The organism is Akkermansiaceae bacterium, assembly GCA_017798145.1.
In the GTDB taxonomy this organism is placed as follows: Bacteria; Verrucomicrobiota; Verrucomicrobiia; order Verrucomicrobiales; family Akkermansiaceae; genus Luteolibacter.
The window spans coordinates 1960130-1979598 of sequence record CP059069.1; the positions used below are offsets into that span (position 1 = coordinate 1960130).

The window sequence follows — 19469 nt, forward strand, 5'->3', positions numbered from 1 at the left end:
CACGGGATTAAGCCAAGAAGGCAGGGACGTTTTTCCAAAACGTCCATATCTGACGGCTTGTGGGATCCCATCGGTTCCTTTCCATGTGAAGCGCCGCGAGATATGGACGGCAAGGATTGCCGTCCCTGCCTATTTCACGAAAGACGGCTTAATCCCGTGCCATTCGTGCCTGAGCCATTATTTGCCAACCCGGCGAACACTCCCGCACCGAGAGTTCCGTTGATCAGCGTGCAGGTGCTGGAAGCCCATCGTGACTAAAGCCCTGCGGCTTCTCGCCATGCCCTGCGCATCAGTGTGTGACCGGCGATGGATGGGTGTATCCCGTCCCAAGCCCAGAATTTTCCGTCGGTGCCTTTCGATTCGGCGGCTTTTGTAAAGATCTCATGGAAGGGAACAAATGTCAGGTTCATGTCATCGGCAAGTTTCCTGGCTACCTTCCGGTATGCGTCGAATTCCGCCCATTTGCGAAGTTCGAAGGGCTCGCAGATGATGATGCGCACTCCCGGGATCGCGGCAAGCGACTGCTCGATCAAGCGCCGGAAGCCATCCTCATAATCCTTGACCGTCCCTTTGTATTTGGAGCCGAACGCGACCGTGTGCCAGAGGTCGTTGATGCCGACCATGATGCTGAGGACGGATGGTTTAAGATTGATTGTATCCTCTTCCCAACGCGCCGCGAGATCCGGCACCTTGTTTCCGCTGATACCGCGATTGTAGAACCGGAGATCCAGATCCGGATAGTCGGCGAGCATCTCGCCGGCGATCATTGCGGCGTAGCCGTTCCCCAGCGCTCCACCGTCATTCGGCTCGAGAATGTCCTTTTTCCGGCCAGCATCGGTGATCGAGTCGCCTTGGAAAAGGATCACATTACCCTCTATGAGCTTTAGTGGGGAGGGACTTACGGGCGCCCCGTGGGCAAGCGAGCAGGCGAGGACGCCGCCGCCACCAAGAGCCAAAGTTCCCTTCAGGACATCTCTGCGGGAAAAGCCCGCCGACAAGTTATTTGGATTTTCTTTCATGGGATTTTTACTATCTGACACGGTTTTATTACTATGATTGGAAAGACAACTCAAAGAATCCAGATCTGCCTCGAGCCAGATGCGATGAGCTTGGATTTGTCGCCAGCGCTTCGCTACGCTCCACGCCATCCGCCCGAACACTGCATTGAAAGAGGTGATCCGATCTGATCACGGCGCCGAGAGCAGGTCCACCATATCATCGCCCAAGGCCTTGCCGATGCGGAAGTAGGTCTCGCCGTTCTGGTTCCAGTGGAAACCCTGGTCGGTCGGGGAGTCTGCGACGGATCTCGCGAAAGGACGTGTATCCGTCGAGAGGACGTTGGCAGGCCGGGGCACACCGGCCACCCAGAGCTGGGCTTTTTCGACGGCGCTGTAACCGGCGTATGGAGGGGGCTCCGCAGCTCCGGTCGCCATCCCCGTGCTGGCGATCACGAAGGGCGCGCCCGGTTTGTTGAAAAGGCCTCTCAGGTCGCCGATCAGATCGGGCAGGTTGTCCTTGTACTCGGCGGAAAAGGCGGTGCTGATCCGGTCGTTGTAGCCTTGGTGCCATGCGAAACCGACAATTTCATAGCCTTTGCCAGACCATTCCGGAAATTCCGTATCGAGGTTGTTGAGCACTTGGCGCGAATACTCGATGATCGCGTTGTAGAAATCGCCCACCTGCCCGCCGCGCTTGGCCACGGCGCTCGGCGGACGGAATTTCTCCGCGAGATCGCGCCCGCCCCAGGCACATTTGATGATCAGCACACCATCCGAGGCATAGTAGTCGCCGAGAACCTGGCCGAAGGCGAATTCCGGCCCGATCTTGCCGGAGTCCCGTCCCTTGAATGGCGGCCCGAGGTCGCCTTTCAGGACGGCACCGCCGAGATTGCCGTTGCCGCCGTCCCGATACCAGATCTTCACGTCGTCGCGGGTTCTGAAAGCGCTGCTGGGATTTGCGGGATTCACGAGCAGGGAGGTGTAGTCGTATTCCGGAAACGAAGCGTTGTTGAGTGCGAGGTAACGCAGGCTGCCGATGGCTCCGTTGACATTTCCGTTGCCCCGTTCCGTTTCACCGAAGCCGACCATGTTCGACTGTCCGGCGAGGATGAAGACCTTGATGCCCGTCGGGTTGTCGTCCCAGGTGCGGAACTGGCGGCTGACCCCGCTGCCGATCGATTGGCCGGTGGTGCTGGTCACCCTGTCGATGCCCACCGTGTATCCGGTGTCGGTTCCAAGCGAAGAGCCAAGGGTGAGGGTGACGCTGCCGCCGCCCGGGTTCAGCGTCGCGTTGGTCACGTTCAAGGTGCCAGCTCCATCCTGTGTCACGCTGTAATTCGCCGAATTGGAGGCGGAGGACGCATTCATCGGTTCCGAGAACAGCAGGGTGATCGTGTTCCCGCTTCCCCACAGGTTGACCAGCGCAGGCTCCACATCGAGCTGGGTGATTGGTGTCGCTCTCACCTGCACGAACAGCTTGGTTTCGCTGAGCAGCGAGGGGTCGATCCTGACGGCCATCGTTTCCACACCGTTCGTCACGGACACGGGCAACTGGTTCGCCGCATTGTCCTCGGACCACTGCACAAGATCGGTCGAATACCACACCTTGTAGTTCATGTTGATCAGCGCCCGGTTGCGCCGTGTGTAGCTGAAGGTGCCTGATCCGGCATCGAGGCTTGTGGGATACGGGCTGGTCGATGAGGAATCGTCCGGATTGAGCCCGAAGATATGCTCGTATCCATTGCTGAAGCCATCGCCATCGTCATCCTCATCGGGCAGGCCGAGCTCCGGATAATAGGTTTCGCGCCAGGCGGCGTAGTCAACGCTCGTGCCGCTGGCAGGGCGGATCTGGATCCCGTTGACGTAGAGGCGGCAGTCGCCGTCCCCGTTGCCGGAAACTCCGTCAAGACCGTCATAGGCATCCACGAGAACCGAGATATTGCCCGAGCCGTCGGCAACGATGGACTGGAACACCACGTAGTTGCCGTTGATGAGGAAGCTGTTGCCGTTGGTGCCGGCTTTTCCGTTGTCGATCCATTGGGACTGGCTGTTTCCGTTCACCGTGTTGGTGGTGACGAAATCCCCCGCCGTCCGCTCGGTGTCAGCGATGTTGCCCCAGGCGCCGCTGTTGTTGCCGAGGGCATAGATGTAGAGGTCGTAGGACGACCCGGGAGTGAGCCCGGTGATCGACATGGTGGTGTCCTGTCCCTTGCCGAAGAACCCGCGGCAACCGTTGAAGACGCTGAGCGTGGCACCCGGAATGGTGCGTCCGTCGTTGCCCAGCCCGGAGACACTGACGGTGGAGGGATTGCCCGTGGTATCGAGCAGGGAGCTGGCCGACATGATGCCCTGATTCCATGTTTCCCCCGAACCACCCGCCACGCCGACGAGTCCCGTCACGTTGGCCTGGCCTTCATCGAGAAATTTCACGTTGTAGGCGGTGGCCGTCGCCGGATCCACGAAATCCACATCGGCGGTTTGGGTGACCGTCGTGTTGTCGGTGGAGGAGGTTGCGGAAAACGTCACGGTTCCGACCGCGCCCGAGCTGACAACGAAGACCGCCTGGCCGTTGGCACCCGTTGCCTGCGAACCGGACGGAGTGATGGCCGCCCCCGACGGACTGGCCGCCAAGGAAACCCCCTCGCCCACGATCAAAGTTCCGTTGCCGTCCCTGAGGGTGACCGTGATGGTCGAGGTTGCGATCCCGTTCGCGGGAACGCTTGCCGAGGAAGCGACGACGCTCGAGTTCCCCGCATCCACCGGGCCAACCGGAACCACCTCCTGAAACTCCACGCTCGCGGTTTGCGTGATGACCAGGTTGCCGTCGGTCACATCGGTGGCGGTGAAGGTTTCCGTTCCGGCGCTGCCGGACTTGACGGTGAAAAACACCCGCCCGTTGGCATCGCTGATGTTGTTGGTTGTCGCGATCATTGCGCTGCCATTGCTCGCCAGAGAAACCTGTTTCCCGGCAAGCGGCAGGTTCCCCGCATCGCGGAGGGTGACGGTGATGGTGGAGGTGGAGATGCCATCGGCAGGCACGGCGGCGGGTGTGGCGGATACGGTGGAGGTCGCGGGATCAGCGACTGCGGGCGTCGCCGAAAACGGCGTATCACCGCCTGTGTAGAGGACGATGTTTGAAAAGTTCAGATCGACCGCATCCGTGTCTGTGATGAATGAAACGCCGGAATAGGAAGCGTTGCCGCTGCGCCAGGCGGCCCAGGGCGTGAACTGGCTCGCCTCGCTGGCGGCTAGGTTGGGGTCGATCCACAGGAAGCCCAAAGCACCGCTTTGTTTGCCTTGATCGGCAAACCAGTAGTCCCCGCCGGGAGAGGTGTTTGCTTTGGAATGATCCACCTTCATCACCAGGGTGACCGAGGTCTTCGTGGACGCGTTCACCGGGGTGATGGCCGGCCTGGCCGTGGCAGGGCCTGTCCCATCCGGATCCGTGGTGATGTTCGCGGTGATGAACTCGAAACCTGTCCCCGCACCGCCCGTTTTCCCCATTCCGAGACGCGGAGCACCGGCATCGTCACTCTGGTTGAACCGCACATTGAAAGTCCCGATGTTGGATGCCGTGGCCGTCCAACTCACGGTCGCCTTCAGATAGACGGTTCCGGAAGTGGTGTTGGGAGGCGTGCCACCCCAGCCCTCGTTGGGGCTGAAATCGTGGGTGGCGGTGGTGCTCGCCCCACCGGCTGCCCGGGTGAAATCGGCAAACGGGAAAATTCCCGCGGATGCGGAAGAAACCATCGCGGCGAACGCGAGGAGCAGGGCGGGAAGAAAACGGGTTTTGGATTTCATGCGGATTGGTAATTTCAAAAAGGCTGTGAGTTCGTTGCTGAATCGCATCCGTTGGGTCGGAGCATGGATGCAGGGCGAAAAAAAGCCGCCGCATGGAACATGCAGCGGCTTTGGGAAAAATCGCGAAAAAACGATTAGCGGCGGCGACGCAGGAGCGCGAGGAGACCGAGACCGCCGAGAAGCGCGGCGGAAGGCTCGGGGATGGTGGCTAGGGCAAGGGCATTTGCAAAGGTGGCGTCAGTAAGGGTAAGGAGTGTGGTGTCGGTGATTGAAGAATCACCAGCGGTTCCGGGGGTGCTATCGTTTTGGACGTATTGGACGAGTCCGATGAATTCACTGGAGTTCCACTTATTCGAAACAAGGTCGGGCGCTGACTCAAGGCTCGAACCCGTTGGGTTGATCCAAAAGCTGACAACGGTGTCATCGGCGTTGGCAGCTGTACGATTAACATCGTAGTCATACTTCATGAGGATGGTAATGCTTGTGCCTGCAAGAGCCCCGATACTCAGGGCTGGCTGGGTGGAACCACCGGCGATCGTGAAGTTGTTGGTGCCTGAGTCCCTAACTAAGGTTCCCATGCGATTTGGGGCAGTGTCCCCAACAGTGAAAGCTGAATCAAATCCAACACCGATGTTAGCTAGGGTGCCTGTGCCGAAGTTGAAGGTGGTCACAACGTATGCCCGTTCCGTACCGTTAGCTACCCGCAGAATTTTATTACCTCCATTGGCCGTTTGGACATTGGTGCTTTGTCCTGTAACAGTGGTGGTGCCGTTAGGTGTGACGACGAGGTCGGTTAGGTTGATGACAGCTGCCTGTGCGGAAGATCCTGCGAACGCGGTGGCTGCAGCAAGAGGTATGAGGAATTTTTTCATTTGTTTGTCTGTTTACTGTTAGTTCGGACAGTGCATCTGTCTGTAGGCTTAATATATCTGTTATACAGCATGATGCCGACCCCGATGGCAATTCTTTTTTTCATTGAAACCTGTATGTTTTCCTAGCAGGTTTACCTCATGGCAAAAAAAGCGCTGTGCACTTTCACCGATCAAGTCACCGATCAACTGCGGCGTGGCATGGCGGAGGGGCGCTGGAGAAAAACACTGCCCGGGCGCAAGAAGCTTGCCGATGAGCTGGGTTGCAGCCAGTGGACGGTTGAAGAGGCGGTGGAGCGACTGACAAAGGAGGGAATGCTGGTATCGCCCGGCCCGGGCAAGCGGCGTCAGATCACCCTCAGGGAGGGAGTCGCCAAGCCCCGTGTATTGCGGATCGTGATCCTGCTTTATGAGGAAGCCGAAAAATCGGTGAGCTATCACGTGAATCTTTTGCATCGGCTGCAGGATGCCGGGCATGAGGTGGTTTTTGCTGAAAAGTCGCTTCACGATCTCAAAATGAATACGAAGAGAGTCGCTCGCTTCGTTGGTGCGACGGAGGCCGATGCCTGGGTGGTGGTTTCGGCTTCCCGCGACGTGCTGCAATGGTTCGCCGGGCAGGATACGCCGGCTTTTGCCCTTTTCGGGCGTAGCAGTCGGGTTTCGCTGCCAAGTGCGGCGCTACGAAAGTCGGATGCGTTGATCGAACTGGCGGATCGGCTGGTGGATCTGGGGCATCACCGGATCGTGATTCTTGCCCGTGAAGAGCGGCGCAAGCCGAACCCCGCCTATCTTGAACAGCTCTTTCTCGACCGCCTTGAAGAGCGTGGCATATCGACCGGTCCCTACAACCTCCCGGACTGGGGTGACAGCCCGAAAGAGTTACGCAGGATTCTGGATTCCCTATTCATGCACACCCCCCCGTCGGCGTTGATCGTGGATCAGCCGGTGCTGTGCGTCGCCGTGCTGCAGCATCTTTCCCGGATCGGGCTGTCAGCACCCGACGATGTTTCACTGGCCTGCACCGACTGGATCGAATCCTTCGATTGGTGCGACCCGGAGGTCACACACATCACATGGGATGCGCGCCCTGTGATCAATCAGGTGGTGAGATGGGCTGAAAGAATCAGCAGGGGAAAGGATGACCGTCGCAAGCACAATGAAAAGGTCAGGCTGGTGCTTGGCGGGACGATCGGAGCAGCTCCAAGGTGAGGTGCCGACCGGGAACTTCCAGCGGGCGTTGTTGAGTTCGTTGAGCATGGCTTCGAGACGGGTGATCTGAAAGGATGGCACCGGTTAGGCCTTCGGTCATTTCACTCCTCGGGCGCCGGGATGTTGTCGCCCACATCCAGGATGGCTTGGCTGCGCTGTTGCTCGAGTTCGCTGCGGATGCTGGCATCGGCGTGCCGGAGCCAACTTTCCCGGGTTTCCTCGGGTTGCTGGAGGATCACACCTTCCATGGCGCGCGCGGCTTCCGTGCGGATCTCCCCGTCTTGCAGCGTTCCTAGCCAAGCGAAAGCAGCTGCCGCGTCTCGTGGCAGCCATTGCGCCACGACTGCCCTGATGCCTGCCTGGCGTGCGGCGCCGGGTGGGAATGAGGAAACCCAACCGGCGGCATCCGGGGAGGATTTCGCGGCCCATCGCTGGATGACCTGCACCACCGCCACATCGAACTCGTGTCCGACAATGCCCGATTCCGAAAGCAGATCCGCGGCGCGATGAGGATCTGTCTCTGCGAGGATCAGCGCGATCTGGCTTTTCGCAGCGGCAATTTCCTGTTCGGAGCCAGCGGTGGCCGCCCAGGCGAGCGCCTCGTCGGCATCCCGCTCGGCCATGCGCATCGCGTAGTGCTTGATCAGCCGAATCCTTTCCGGGCTGTCCGTAGGCAATTGCAGGAAGGCTTCGATGGAGAGGCCGGGATCGATTTCCATGGCGTTCCAAGCGAGGTCGGCCAATGCCCTTTCCCGGACAGAGGTGGACTCGATCCTTGACGCCGCTCCGAGGATTCTCCTCAGCGCAGCGGGCGTGCCCGGCACCGGCCCGCGCGGCTCATGCCCCCGGCGAACTGCCTTGGCCGAGGTTGTGGCGACGCCCGGATCGGGGTGCGGGGAGTCCGGCTTGTCGCATCCAACCGACAACAAGCCGAACCAGAGGAAAACCAAGGGATGGCGGATCACGGGGTCACGCTGATGTTGGAGAAGCTCGAGGTGTTCAGGGTGGTGTTGCTTCCGCTGCCCACCGCGAGGCCGATGTAACAAGTGGAAGAAAAGGTGGTGTTCGTGCTTGTGTCAACGGTTGTCCAGGAAGTACCGTTCGTGCTCTTGTAGGACGTGATCGTGTTGCCGCTGCGCACGATGCGAACCCAGGTGTTCGGCACCGTCCCCGTCCCGTTTTTTGAAGTGGCGGGATTTCCTCCTGAGGTGGACCGCCGCATCCAGCGGTAGGCGTTCGATCCGGTCATTCCCATGAAAACCTGCTTGGAGTTGGCTGCCAGGGAATCGCGGATCATCACGCCGACGCGTGAGGAGCTGCCGGTGTTTTGCAAGCCGCTGATGCGGGCGATGATCTCGCCATCGCCGGTCAGTGTCTGGTAGGTGAAGCGCAGTTTGTCGCTCGTCCCGCCGATGACACCCGAACCGGACTGGGTGAAGGTGCCCGCGTTGTGGGTCGCCGATCCCGCCAGCATGCCTGTGCCGATGTCGGTAGAGATCCAAGGCAGAGGCAGACCCACCACGTTGATCGTCAGCGTGGCGTCGGCGGTGGCCGAGGTGCTGTCCGTGGCGCGCACGACGAACACGTTCGACCCCGCCGTGCCGCCGCCCGGGGTGCCGGAAAGCGTTCCGTCCTGCGCGACCTCCAACCATGCGGGGCCGCTGACCTTCGAGTAGGTGATGGTGTCGCCCGCATCGGCATCGGTGGCACTGCCGCCTAGCGTCTGGCCGGTGTAGGCGGCTCCTTCGGTGGCGTCCGCTGCCGTGAACGAGGCCGGGGAGAACACCGGTGCGTCGTTGACGGCGGTCACCGTCAGGCTGACCGTCGCGGTGTTCGAGTCCAGGATGCCGTCGCTCGCCCGGAAGGTGAAGCTGTCCGCGCCGTTCGTGTTCGCGTTCGGTGTGTAGGTAAGGTTGGGAGCCGCGCCGCTCAGGACTCCTTTGGTCGGTGCACTCACCACCGTGTAGCTCTGGATGGTGCCGTCGATGTCCGTGGCGGCAAGGGTCACGGCTACCGCCGTGTCCTCGTTGGTCGTAGCTGAACCGCTGGAGGCCACCGGAGCATCATTGACCGCAGTCACCGTGATGCTGACGGTCGCGACGTTAGAATCCAGCACTCCGTCGTTGGCTCTGAAGGTGAAGCTGTCGGTGCCGTTGAAGTCGGCATTCGGCGCGTAGGTCAGGTTCGGGGCTGTGCCGCTCAATACGCCATTGGCCGGTTGGCTTGCCACCGTGTAGCCCAACGCACCGCTGTCAATGTCCGCCGCACTCAGCGTGACCGCCACTGGCATATCCTCGGTTGCGGTGACCGTGCCATCCGAAGCTACCGGCGCATCGTTCACCGCATTCACGGTGATGCTGATGGTAGCGATATTCGAATCCAACGATCCGTCGTTCGCCTTGAAGGTGAAGCTATCGCTACCATTGAAATTCGCATTCGGCGTGTAGGTCAGGTTCGGGGCGGTGCCGCTCAGGACACCGTTGGCCGGGCCGGACACCACGTTGTAGCTCTGGATCGTGCTGTCGATGTCGGTTGCCACCAGGGTAACGGACACCGAAGTGTCCTCGTCGGTGGTAGCCGTGCCATCGGAGGCAAGCGGTGCGTCGTTGACCGGATTCACGGTGATGTTGAGCGTGGCTTCAACAGCAGACGAGTTGTTGTCAGTCACACTCACGGTGAAGACATTGGCACCCACATCCGCATTGCTTGGCATCCCGGACAGCGTGCCGTTGGCAGCAACGTCGAGCCATGCCGGACCGCTCACCTTGGCAAAGGTCAGCGTGTCGCCGGCGTCCGCATCACCGGCATTGTCGGCCAAGGTGGCCGAGTAGGCGGCGTCTTCGTTGGCGTCCGACTCGTTGACCGGATTCGTCGCCCAGGTTGGCGCGGTGTTTTGCGGGGCATCTTGCCCGGCCACAACGGCAAAACTGTCGCCGATGCGGATTTCGTCGATGGCATTGTCGAACCTGCCTTGGGAATAGACAAGGGTGTTGAGGTTGTTCTCGTTGATCCCGGTGGCATAGGTTGCACCGATTTTGCCCGCATTGAATGCCTCCTCGGTCATCGATGCCAGCGCGGCGTTTTCATCGAACCAGAAGGCCTCAACCTTGTCCGATGCGCCGAAGCTGAATTTCAAGACGATGACCTTGTCCACGGTCGAACTCATGTTCACGCCACCTGCGGTGCGGGCAAACTGGTTCCAGATGTAGTTGGTCGCAGTGGTCGAATCGATTACTGTCGGGTTGAGTTGCTGGCTCCAGGCGTTCGTGCCGTTCCAGCCGCTCACCCCGATGAAGTCCATGTTGGTGCTGCTGGTTCTCCTGCCCCGGTCGGTGAGATGCCCGCCGTCGGTGAAGCCAAAATTGATGCCGGCCCCCGAGTTGCCGTTGGGGAAACGATAGACCACGCTCATCCAGAGCACCCCGTCGGCACCAGCCATCTCACCGGCGCTGGCGGCGAGGGTGCGTTTCACATCAACGTTCGAGCCGATCTGCGCGTCCGAAGCCATGTAACGGGATCCCGTGCCCGGCGAGGTAGGGAAGGCATTGTTCAACACGCCGTCCCAATTGAGCGTCGTATTGTCGAAAAACACATTGGTGGTTTCATCGCGGACGTAACCTTGGGTGGAAGTGCCACCACTGTCGGCCCAGCCACTGGCAAAGCCCTGGCCGCCATTGAGTCCGAGAAGCTCACCCACCGGGTAATCAAAGCCCTCGTAGGCCAGCAGATTCGTCCCAGTTGGCGGATTCACGGTGATGTTAAGGGTCGCCTGGACCGGCGTCGAGTTGCCATCCGTCACACTCACCGAGAAAAGATTCTCTCCCACGTCACCGCTGGCCGGCGTGCCGCCCAACGTGCCATCGGCAGCCACGCTCAACCAGGCCGGACCACTCACCAAAGCGAAGGTAAGTGAGTCGCTCGTGTCGACATCGCTCGCGTCACCAGCGAGGGTGCCACTGTAGGGCACATCCTTCGTTGCGTCCGAACCTACAATCGGGTTGCCAGCCCAGACCGGTGCATCGTTGGCCGCGTTCACCGTGATCGAGACCGCCGCCACATTCGAATCGACCGTTCCGTCGTTCGCCTTGAAAGTGAAGCTGTCGGAGCCGTTGAAGTTGGCGTTCGGTGTATAGGTCAAATTCGGGGCGGTGCCGCTCAGCGCACCGTTGGTCGGGCCTGCCACCACGGAGTATGTCAAGGTGGCACCTGCGTCCGAATCCGTGGCGGTCAGTGTGATGGCAACCGATCCGTCTTCAGCCACCGTCGCCGATCCGTTATTGGCGACCGGGGGCGAATTGCCCGCAACCACCAGGTTCACACTTCCGCCAAACACAAGGAGCGAGCCACTGCCCGGACTTTGGCGGATGACATCACCGGGACTCACCGTCGTGCTGGCCTCCGTCGTCACATTGCCGACGACCAGGCCCTCGGCCACGATCTGTGATTCTGCGATCGACTGCTTCAGTCCGATCACATTCGGCACGGGCGTCGTCGGCAAGCCGTTGGACACCACGATGTTCACGGCGCTGGTCTTGATGGCGGTGCTGCCATTGCCCGGGCTCTGGCTGATGACATTGCCCGTAGGAACGGTTGAACTGCTGCGGAGCAGCACCGAGCCGACCGAGAAACCGGCGGATTTGATCGAGTTCTGCGCGGCAGTCTGCGTCAGCCCTACGACATTTGGAATCATCGCTGTCTGGCCCGTCGAGGTAACCAGCACAATCCCCCTCAGGCTGCAATGGGGTTCCCCATTGTAGAGGTTGCTGGTCAGGGACCAGTCAATCGTGTCCAAGCCATTGTTGTTTACGAAATTGAGGCTGCAGACGTAATGTTCGGTGCTGTTGGCGGTATCGCCGTCACCGAAGACGGGCAGCGGGACATCCGCCACGAGCGCCTCGGTATCCTTCATCGTGGCGGAGAAGAACGGCATGCTCCGATAGCCCGAATAGAAGAAATAGACGGTTCCTACAGTCATTCCGGAGATGTCGATGCTACCGTTGATGTTGTCGAAGGCGCCGACGCCGGTGTTGCTTGTGAAATTCGCCGGATTGGAATAGGCGGGGCTCCCGGGATCGTTGACGGTCCAGAGCTTCATGTCACTGTTGTTGGCGAGGGTGGAGCCCGCGCGGGGCAGATAGGAGCCGAAGGTGAAGCGCCCGGCTCCGCCATTCGCGTAGGTTTGGATGACGTCGGGAGTGGTGCTTTCCTTGACAAAGGCGTAATCCACGATTGTGCCATTGAACGTCTGATCGACCAGCACCGTCCCGGTGCCGACATTGCCCTGGCCCTTGAAACCGGCATAGGCGCCGTTGACCGACACGTTGTGAACCGTGTTGCTGGTGGGCGTCTGGGACGAACCCAGGATGTGGAAAACGCCCTTCGACAGGGTGGAGGTGGGAAGTCCCAATGTGGAACCAGCCGCTGGCGGAGACGCGGCACTGGTGTTCTGATTCACCGAGAGATCCCTCACCTTCACCGTGTATGCGTAGGTGGTGTCGGGAAGAAGACCGGTGTCGGTATAGGTCGGGGAAGTTTGCCAACCGCTGTCATTGCCGCCGCCGGACGTGCAGGTGAAATAGTATTTGACGCCGTTCCCCTGCGGATCTGTGACCGCCTGCGCCGTCATGGTGATCGAACTGATCGAAGTGCCGGTGGGCGCAGTCGCAAAGCCCGGTGCGGGCGGCGCGGTGGTGTCGGCCGGCGAAGCGTCGGAAACCAGGACCACCACCGTTCCGTAGGATTCGGTGAGTCCACGTGAGTCGGACATCGTAACCTCGAACTCGTAGGCACCGGGGGTGCCGTCGAACTGGACTGTGCAATTTGCCGCCGCTGCGGTGCCATTCGGGGTGAAGGTGACCGCACCCGGGCCGAAGACCTTGTTCCAGGTATAAATGCTGTCGCCTTGTGCGTGGTCGAATGCGCTCACCCTCAAGACCGTGGAAGTCGCAGGCAGATCGAGGATCGGATCATCCGCCGTGGTCAGTTGGACGGTCTTGAGCGCCGTCAAGGGCAGCGGATTGATATCCGTGGCGATCGCATTGAGCGCTTGCCGGGCGCCGGTGGGATTCGTGACCAGATAGGACTGCAGGAATCCGACAGCGTCGGGATCCGGCTCGACCGTATGCACTCCTGCGCCGAAGCTGCCTAGCAACTGGAGATTTTCGTCGCTCACAACATCTTCGATCAGCTTCATGCAAGCCGTCACACCATCGGCGATGTTGTATTTCTCCATGGCCTGGACCCCGCCCGTGCGCACACTACCCGAGAACATCTTGTCCGCGGGAGCACGAACCACGATCGAGTCGAGGATCGTACCGGACAGGGCAAGGACGTCGTCGTGGGTGAGGTTGGTGTAGGTCGTCTGGAGCGTGCTGCGAGCCTGACCAAGGGGGGTGGCGGCCACGGCCTCAATGGCGGGATAGAGCAGCGTGCGATCAACGCCATTGATGCCGCTGCCCGAGATCACTCCCTTGGGTCCGTAGGCAGTCCCACCGTAGAAAAGAAGCATCGACAGACGAGCGTGGGCGAAGTGCATCGGGTCTTCTTCGTCAATCGGAAGGAATGGTTTTCCGGTGCTGGCGGCGGCGGTAAGAATGGTGTTGAGTTGTGCCAGCTTGTTGGCCTGGGGAAGAAAACGCAGCGCCTCGGCTGATGCGAAGCGAACCTCATCATCGGCATCGTCAAGCAGGGCCGCCAGATCGCCAGCGGCAGCGGCACTTCCATTTCCGATCTCACCCAAGGCAAAGCACGCACCCACCCGTGATTCGCCGGCCCGGGTGTCATTGGCGATGGCAATCAACTGAGGGACCAGTGTGGCATGTTCCGCGGTGCGGAGCCCGATTTCATTGGCAGCCTCATACTGCACTTTGGGTGACCAGTTGCCGAGATCCGTCACCAGTTCGCTGGTGGTGCGGGTGGTCGCGTTATAGTCTTCCGCCGCAATGGCATCCGCCACGTCCTGGCTGGTCAGATACCGGGCCGGGTCATGCCCGCGTCCCGTGATGTGCAGCTTGCGCAGCGGCAGGGCATAGGTCAGCAGGGCCGCAGTGGACATGTCGAAGTCATTCCATCGCTCGCCACTACCGCTGCCTTCGAGACGGTTCCAGTAAAACCCGCCGTCCCATTCCCGGTTGAGATCCAGCATCCAGCTGATCCGGCTGAAGTAGGTAGCCACCGCCTCTTCACCGCCAGTTGCAGCACCCAGTGGCGCCCACAATTGATTGAAATACGAGCCGGTATGTCCTTCTTCCCGCTCCGAGGAGGCCGCCGTGGCCATCTTGCTGTAGAACTTTCCAGCCTCCACACGATCCGCCAAAAGCTCGAAACAAAGTGAGGACAGTCCGCTCTTGCCATTGGATTCATGCGATTGGCGATAGGGTTCATGTTCCCCGTATGGATGTGCACCATAGCCGGTGTATGCCGCATAAAAGCGGCTTGCCCGCTGGATGGCCGGGTCGATCTGAGGGTTGGTCAGGCCGCATTCCTTGGCCAGCAACAGGCCGAGAAAGGTGGGCATGCCAGCTGAATTGATCGTTCCGTAACCCACGTTGTAGGCATCATTGGGGGCACCCTGAGCGTTGAGGCCAGTCAACTGGTGGCCCATGGTACCCAGATGGCTCTGCCCATTGGCAATCTGCACCGCCATCGCCTCGATCGTTGGCAGAACCAGCGAGTCCGAAGTCTGCAAATAATATTCCGACAGCACCACAAGCTTGTGCCCCAAGCTCCAGGTGATCTTGCTATTGGTGTCGATCTGCCCGGATTTCCAGAAGTCGATCTGCGCCTGCGTGGCAATCAATGCCCGCGCCTCGGTCTGCGCCAACGCCTGGCGTGCCGCATTGGCGGGGTTTGACGGATCGTTACCGGCCAGCAGCGCGAGCGTGCCGAAACCGAACTGGCCGGCATTTACGCTGGCCGTGCGGTGGGCCAACCCCTGCTCGAGGATGGCTGCCGACTTCGGACAGTTGTAGGGTGCCGTCGCACTGTAGGCTCCCAGGGTCTGCAGCGTGATGTCCACCGTCTCGGTCACGCCTGCACGCCAGCGCAGCAACTTGAGCGTGGCCGGGTTTCTCGCTTCCGCATCACCGAGCGCCAGACCCAACGCGATGCGTGCATCCGACGCAAATGCACCGGGTGTCGCCCCGGTTCCATTCACCCCGAGAATCACGTCATTTACTGCCAGGATACCGTTCGCAGGTGACCCCGCTGCAACGCTGGTCACCAGAATCTGGCGTGCCTCACTGGAATCAGCACGATTAACCGGGCGATAGACCCACCCCCGCATACCGGTCGGCCCGAGGTTGATGTAGTTCGTGTCCGTGGGCACCCCGCCATTCGTGAGGTCGGGCGGTGCGGCCATTAACGGGCTGGCGGTCACCAGGATGGCGGCCAGAGAAAAGAACCAACGATGCCAGGCGGATGGGAGCCTGCCAGAGACAGGCTGAAGGGTTTGGTTTTTCATGTGGGATTTTTATGCGGTTTTTTTTGGCCGATCACACAGAAATCAAACCCAGCGAAAGGGAACGGCTCCATGCACTTTACGACCTTAAGATGATTTATTCTGAGAGCAGGAATTCACAATGGCACGGAAATTGTGGAGCAGAGGGGTCGCATCATCGTATGACCCAAGAATCCATATTTCGAATGAGGAATCTCAACGCAAAGGCGAAGATGCCACAAAGGAATGCAGAGCTGCGCTGATCTTTGAACCGATTCCGACCGGAGAATATCGCGATCTTCTTCTCACCCGACGGGTGAAGGTGTGAAGCAATCTCCACCGTTTTCAAAGGTTGCTGGCATCAGGGCATGTTACGCACAGCCCCAATCCCAACTGCGGATTGCAGGGTGACGGGAAATGAGAACCCAATCTCTCAGACGCAAATCCCCAGTTTCCTAACGGGAAGGATTACCCGGTGCCTTGGGGCAATGAACCCAGGGATGGCGGCCATGACGGCGCCTACGGAGCAAGCAGATCCACCATGTCGTCGCCAAGCGCCTTGCCTACGAGGAAATAACTTTCCGCGTTGTGGTTCCAATGGAAGCTGGTGGTGCTCGGGGAGATCGACGAATCGCGCCAGAAAGGCCGGGTGTCGGAGGAAAGCACGTTCGCCGGCTTCGCGACACCCGCGACCCAGAGCTGGGCTTTCTCGACTGCATGGTAGCCAGTGTAGGGAGGGGCTTCCGCAGGCCCGGCGTTGTTCATGCCCGTGGTGGCGATCGCAAACGGCAGGTTGGGCTTGCCGAATTCCGCCCGCACATCGCTGATGAAGTCAGGGAGGTTGTCCTTGTATTCATCCGCAGCCGATGCCGGGGCGCGGTCGCTGGTGCCCTGATGCCAGCCGAATCCGACGATCTGGTAGCCCCGTCCGGCCCACTCGGGAAACTCGGTGCCGAGGTTGCTCAGGACTTCGCGCGCGTTGTTGAAGATTTCGTAATACGAAGCACCCACCACTCCGCCGCGCTTGGCCACGGCACTCGGCGGGCGGAAGTTCGAGACCAGATTGTGGCCACCCCAGGCCGCCTTGATGATTAGGACTTGCTCGTTCTCGCCGGGGTAGTAATCACCGAGCACCTGGCCGAAGGCGTATTCCGGGCCGAACCAGCCAGAGTTGGCACCTTTGAACGGAGGGCCAAGGTCACCTTTGCTGACCGGCTCGCCGAGATTTCCGGAGTGGCCATTGCGCCACCACACCTTGACGTCGCTGCGGGTCTTCCAAGCGCTGGTTGCCGGTTGGCCGGGATCCGCCAAGAGCGCGGCGTAGTCATACTCCGGATATGAGCCATTGTTGACAGCAAGATGGCGGAGGCTGCCGATCGCGCCAGCCACGCCGCCGTTTCCGGTTTCGCTCATCCCATAGCCGACCATGTTGGACTGTCCGGCGAGGATGAAGACCTTGATGCCGTTCGGATTGTCATCCCAGGTCTGGAACTGGCCGCTGGTGCCGTTGCCCAGCGGCTGGCCGACGGCGTTGGCGATCCGGTTGGTGGTCACCGTGAAGTCGCCGTCGATGCCGAGAGGGGCGGCCAAGGTCAGCGTCACCGTCTTTCCGTCTGCGCTCAGAGTGGCGCTGGAGACGGCGATGGTGCCGCCACCGCTCTGTGAGACGGTGTAGTTTTGCGGATTTGTCGTGCTGGCAGGATCCATCGCTTCGCTGAAAACCATCGTGATGGAAGAGCCGCTGCCCCAGATCTGGCTCATGACCGGAGCTACACCGAAATTCTCCGCCGACATCTGGATGAACAGCTTGGACTCGTTGAGTAGTTCCGGAGCGAGCGTGACATCAACGATCTCGACATCACCGACAGGGGCGCGGGGAGTATGGATCGCTCCGGATTCCCAATACCAATCGACGAGGTCGGTCGAATACCAGGCCTTGTAGGTGAGGCCGGTAAGCGACTGAGTGCGGCGGGTGTAGCTGAAAGTCCCCGAGTCGGGATCGAAGGGGATGGCGATCGGATTCGCCGAGGATGGGTTCTGCGGGTTGAGCCCGAAGATACGTTCCGCGTCGTTGCTGATGCCGTCGCCGTCATCGTCGTTTCCTGACGCTCCAAGCCCCGGATAGGCGGAAGCCCAGGTATCGAAATCACTGACGGAAGCCGTCTGACCCAGCAGCAATGTGTAACCGCCCGGATTGGCTCCGGAGGTTCGCGCCGAGTTCAGGCGCATGACCACGTAGCGACCGCTCAGTGTGCCGCCAGGCAGAAGATACTCGTTTAGGACGGCGCTGTTTCTGGTCAGGTTCACCGAGGCATCCGGAACCGGTTGCGTGGAAAAAATCGCCAACGGAATCGCGGTGGAGGCATTGCCGGGGTTGTTGTTGGTGACCCAGAAATCGATGGATGACACATCGTCGAAGCCATCGGCCTTGCGCTGGGCGTGCACGAAGCCGTCGAATGAGATGGTCTGCCCCATGTCATACACCACGGTGTGGGCGAAGGTGCCGCTGACGCCATCGGAATCCGTGCCCACGGCAGCAAACATGCTGCCGCGGTTGGCGGTCGTCCCGACGTTGGCAAGCGTCTCGCTGCCATTGTAGAAATTGGCAATCGTGCCGGTTGAGCTGGAGCTTGTCGCCGAGACCGGATCCGGAAGCAACGCAACCAGGTAGATGGCGCCCGCCTGGGTGAAGGCCACGCTGGCGGTTTGGGTGATCACGATGCCATCGGTGATGGAGGTGGCGGTGAACACACCGGTGCCCGCCATGCCGGAGCGGACCGCAAAGGTCGCCTGCCCGCTTGCATTCGTGGATTGGATGTCCACAGGCGTGATCGTCACCGAACCGGGGCCGGAGGTTTTGGCCAGGGAAACCCCCTCGTTCGGCACCGGGTTCCCGGATGCGTCCCTGAGGGTGATGGTGATGGTCGAGCTGGTCGTGCCGTCGGCGGGAACCGAGGTCGGCGAGGCCACCACCGTGGAAGTGCCGGCATTCACCGGGCCGGGGCCCGCAACCGTTTGGAAATCGACGGCGGCTGTCTGGGTGATCGCCACCGAATCCCCGGTGGCGGTGAAGGTCTGTGTGCCGACCGCGCCCGACTTGACCGTGAAGGTCACCACGCCGCTGGCGTTGCTCGTGCTGTTGGCGGTCTGGATGGTGGCGCTGCCATTGCCAACCAAGGAAACCGTTTTCCCGGAAACCGCCGCTCCACCGGCATCCTTGAGCGTGACGGTGATGTTGGAGGTTGTCGTATTATCCGCAGGAACCGCGGCCGGTGAAGCCGCGACCGTCGAGACACCTGCACTCACCGGGCTGGCATAGGCATTGGTGGTGGCTGAGGCGGATCCTGAGGCGGCGGTTGCGTTCGGTGTGGCCGCCTTGTCGCGCGCCGTCACGGTGTAGGTGTATTGCGTGTTCGCTTGCAGCCCGGTGTCGGTGTAGGTGGGGCTGTCCTGCCAGCCGCTGTTGGTGGCGCCGGGGTTGCCGGAAGTTTCCGTGAAGGAATATTCCACACCGCTCGGGTCGGAAGCCGTGGTCGCGGTCATGGTGATGCTGGTGGAATTCACCGCCGCAGGCACACTCGCCCAGGTCATGGGATTCGGCGTCGGGGCCGTGGTGTCCGAACCACCGCCTCCGCCGCTTCCGATGGTTCCGGAGATGGCGATGTTGTCCAGATACAGACGGTTGCCACCCGCATTGTTGGCAATCCGGAAAGTGGCTTTCTCACCTGGGGAAAGCGTGTAATCGGACAACATGTCGGAAAGCGCGAACTCGAAGCCGTAGAAGGCAGTAGAGGTGGGGGTGGTGAGTGTGATCGTTTTCGTGCCAGTGGCCGAGAGCGCGCTGGCAGAAAGGACAGGCGGGTTGGCGAAGGTCCCGTTTTGTTGCAGGGAAATCGTCAATGTATCCGGGGAGCCCGTGGGAGCGGCCGTGGTGGTCAGGCGTTTCGCGCTGATATGGAATTTATCCAACACCACATCACTGGTTCCGGTATTCTGAATCTCATAGTTGATCCAACTGGCAGCCGCTTGGGTGGCCACCCACTTCGAGGTTGATGTTGATGAAGCCGGAGTGAACGTCGAGGTTCCCCAAAGACCATCGGCTGCCGCGACAGTGTTGTCCCACTGAAGCTCCTTGTTGGTCGCTTGATCCGTCCA

Annotated in this window: 7 protein-coding genes and 1 pseudogene; 1 reads left to right on the forward strand and 7 read right to left on the reverse strand. The window is 60.5% G+C overall.

The window, feature by feature from the left end:
• Window positions 1–254: 254 nt before the first annotated feature.
• The 4 genes and pseudogenes from HZ994_08315 to HZ994_08330 all read right to left on the reverse strand — a co-directional run bounded on the left by HZ994_08315 (window position 255) and on the right by HZ994_08330 (window position 5671).
• Entirely contained in the window at window positions 255–1019 is a 765-nt protein-coding gene (locus HZ994_08315; protein QTN34347.1) for an SGNH/GDSL hydrolase family protein, read from the reverse strand.
• A pseudogene (locus HZ994_08320) lies at window positions 918–1148 on the reverse strand (twin-arginine translocation signal domain-containing protein). Before HZ994_08320 ends, HZ994_08315 begins: the two are co-directional and overlap by 102 nt.
• Window positions 1149–1187: 39 nt before the next feature.
• Entirely contained in the window at window positions 1188–4799 is a 3612-nt protein-coding gene (locus HZ994_08325; protein ID QTN32333.1) for an Ig-like domain-containing protein, read from the reverse strand.
• A 134-nt stretch (window positions 4800–4933) separates the two neighbouring features.
• Complete coding sequence (locus tag HZ994_08330; GenBank protein ID QTN32334.1) at window positions 4934–5671, reverse strand: hypothetical protein; 738 nt, start codon at window positions 5669–5671, stop codon at window positions 4934–4936.
• 138 nt (window positions 5672–5809) lie between these two features.
• Between HZ994_08330 and HZ994_08335 the strand changes: the two genes are divergently transcribed.
• Window positions 5810–6877, forward strand: coding sequence for a substrate-binding domain-containing protein (locus HZ994_08335; GenBank protein ID QTN32335.1), 1068 nt, complete (start codon window positions 5810–5812; stop codon window positions 6875–6877).
• Window positions 6878–6978: 101 nt separating this feature from the next.
• Here the strand turns inward: HZ994_08335 and HZ994_08340 are convergent, their stop codons facing one another.
• The 3 genes from HZ994_08340 to HZ994_08350 all read right to left on the reverse strand — a co-directional run bounded on the left by HZ994_08340 (window position 6979) and on the right by HZ994_08350 (window position 19286).
• Window positions 6979–7842 (reverse strand): hypothetical protein, encoded by an 864-nt coding sequence (locus HZ994_08340; GenBank protein QTN32336.1) that lies wholly within the window; start codon window positions 7840–7842, stop codon window positions 6979–6981.
• Window positions 7839–15338, reverse strand: a complete 7500-nt coding sequence (locus tag HZ994_08345) for a tandem-95 repeat protein (protein QTN32337.1) — start codon at window positions 15336–15338, stop codon at window positions 7839–7841. Before HZ994_08345 ends, HZ994_08340 begins: the two co-directional genes overlap by 4 nt.
• A gap of 495 nt (window positions 15339–15833) precedes the next feature.
• On the reverse strand, window positions 15834–19286 hold the full coding sequence (locus HZ994_08350) for an Ig-like domain-containing protein (GenBank protein ID QTN32338.1): 3453 nt from the start codon (window positions 19284–19286) through the stop codon (window positions 15834–15836).
• Window positions 19287–19469: the final 183 nt, after the last annotated feature.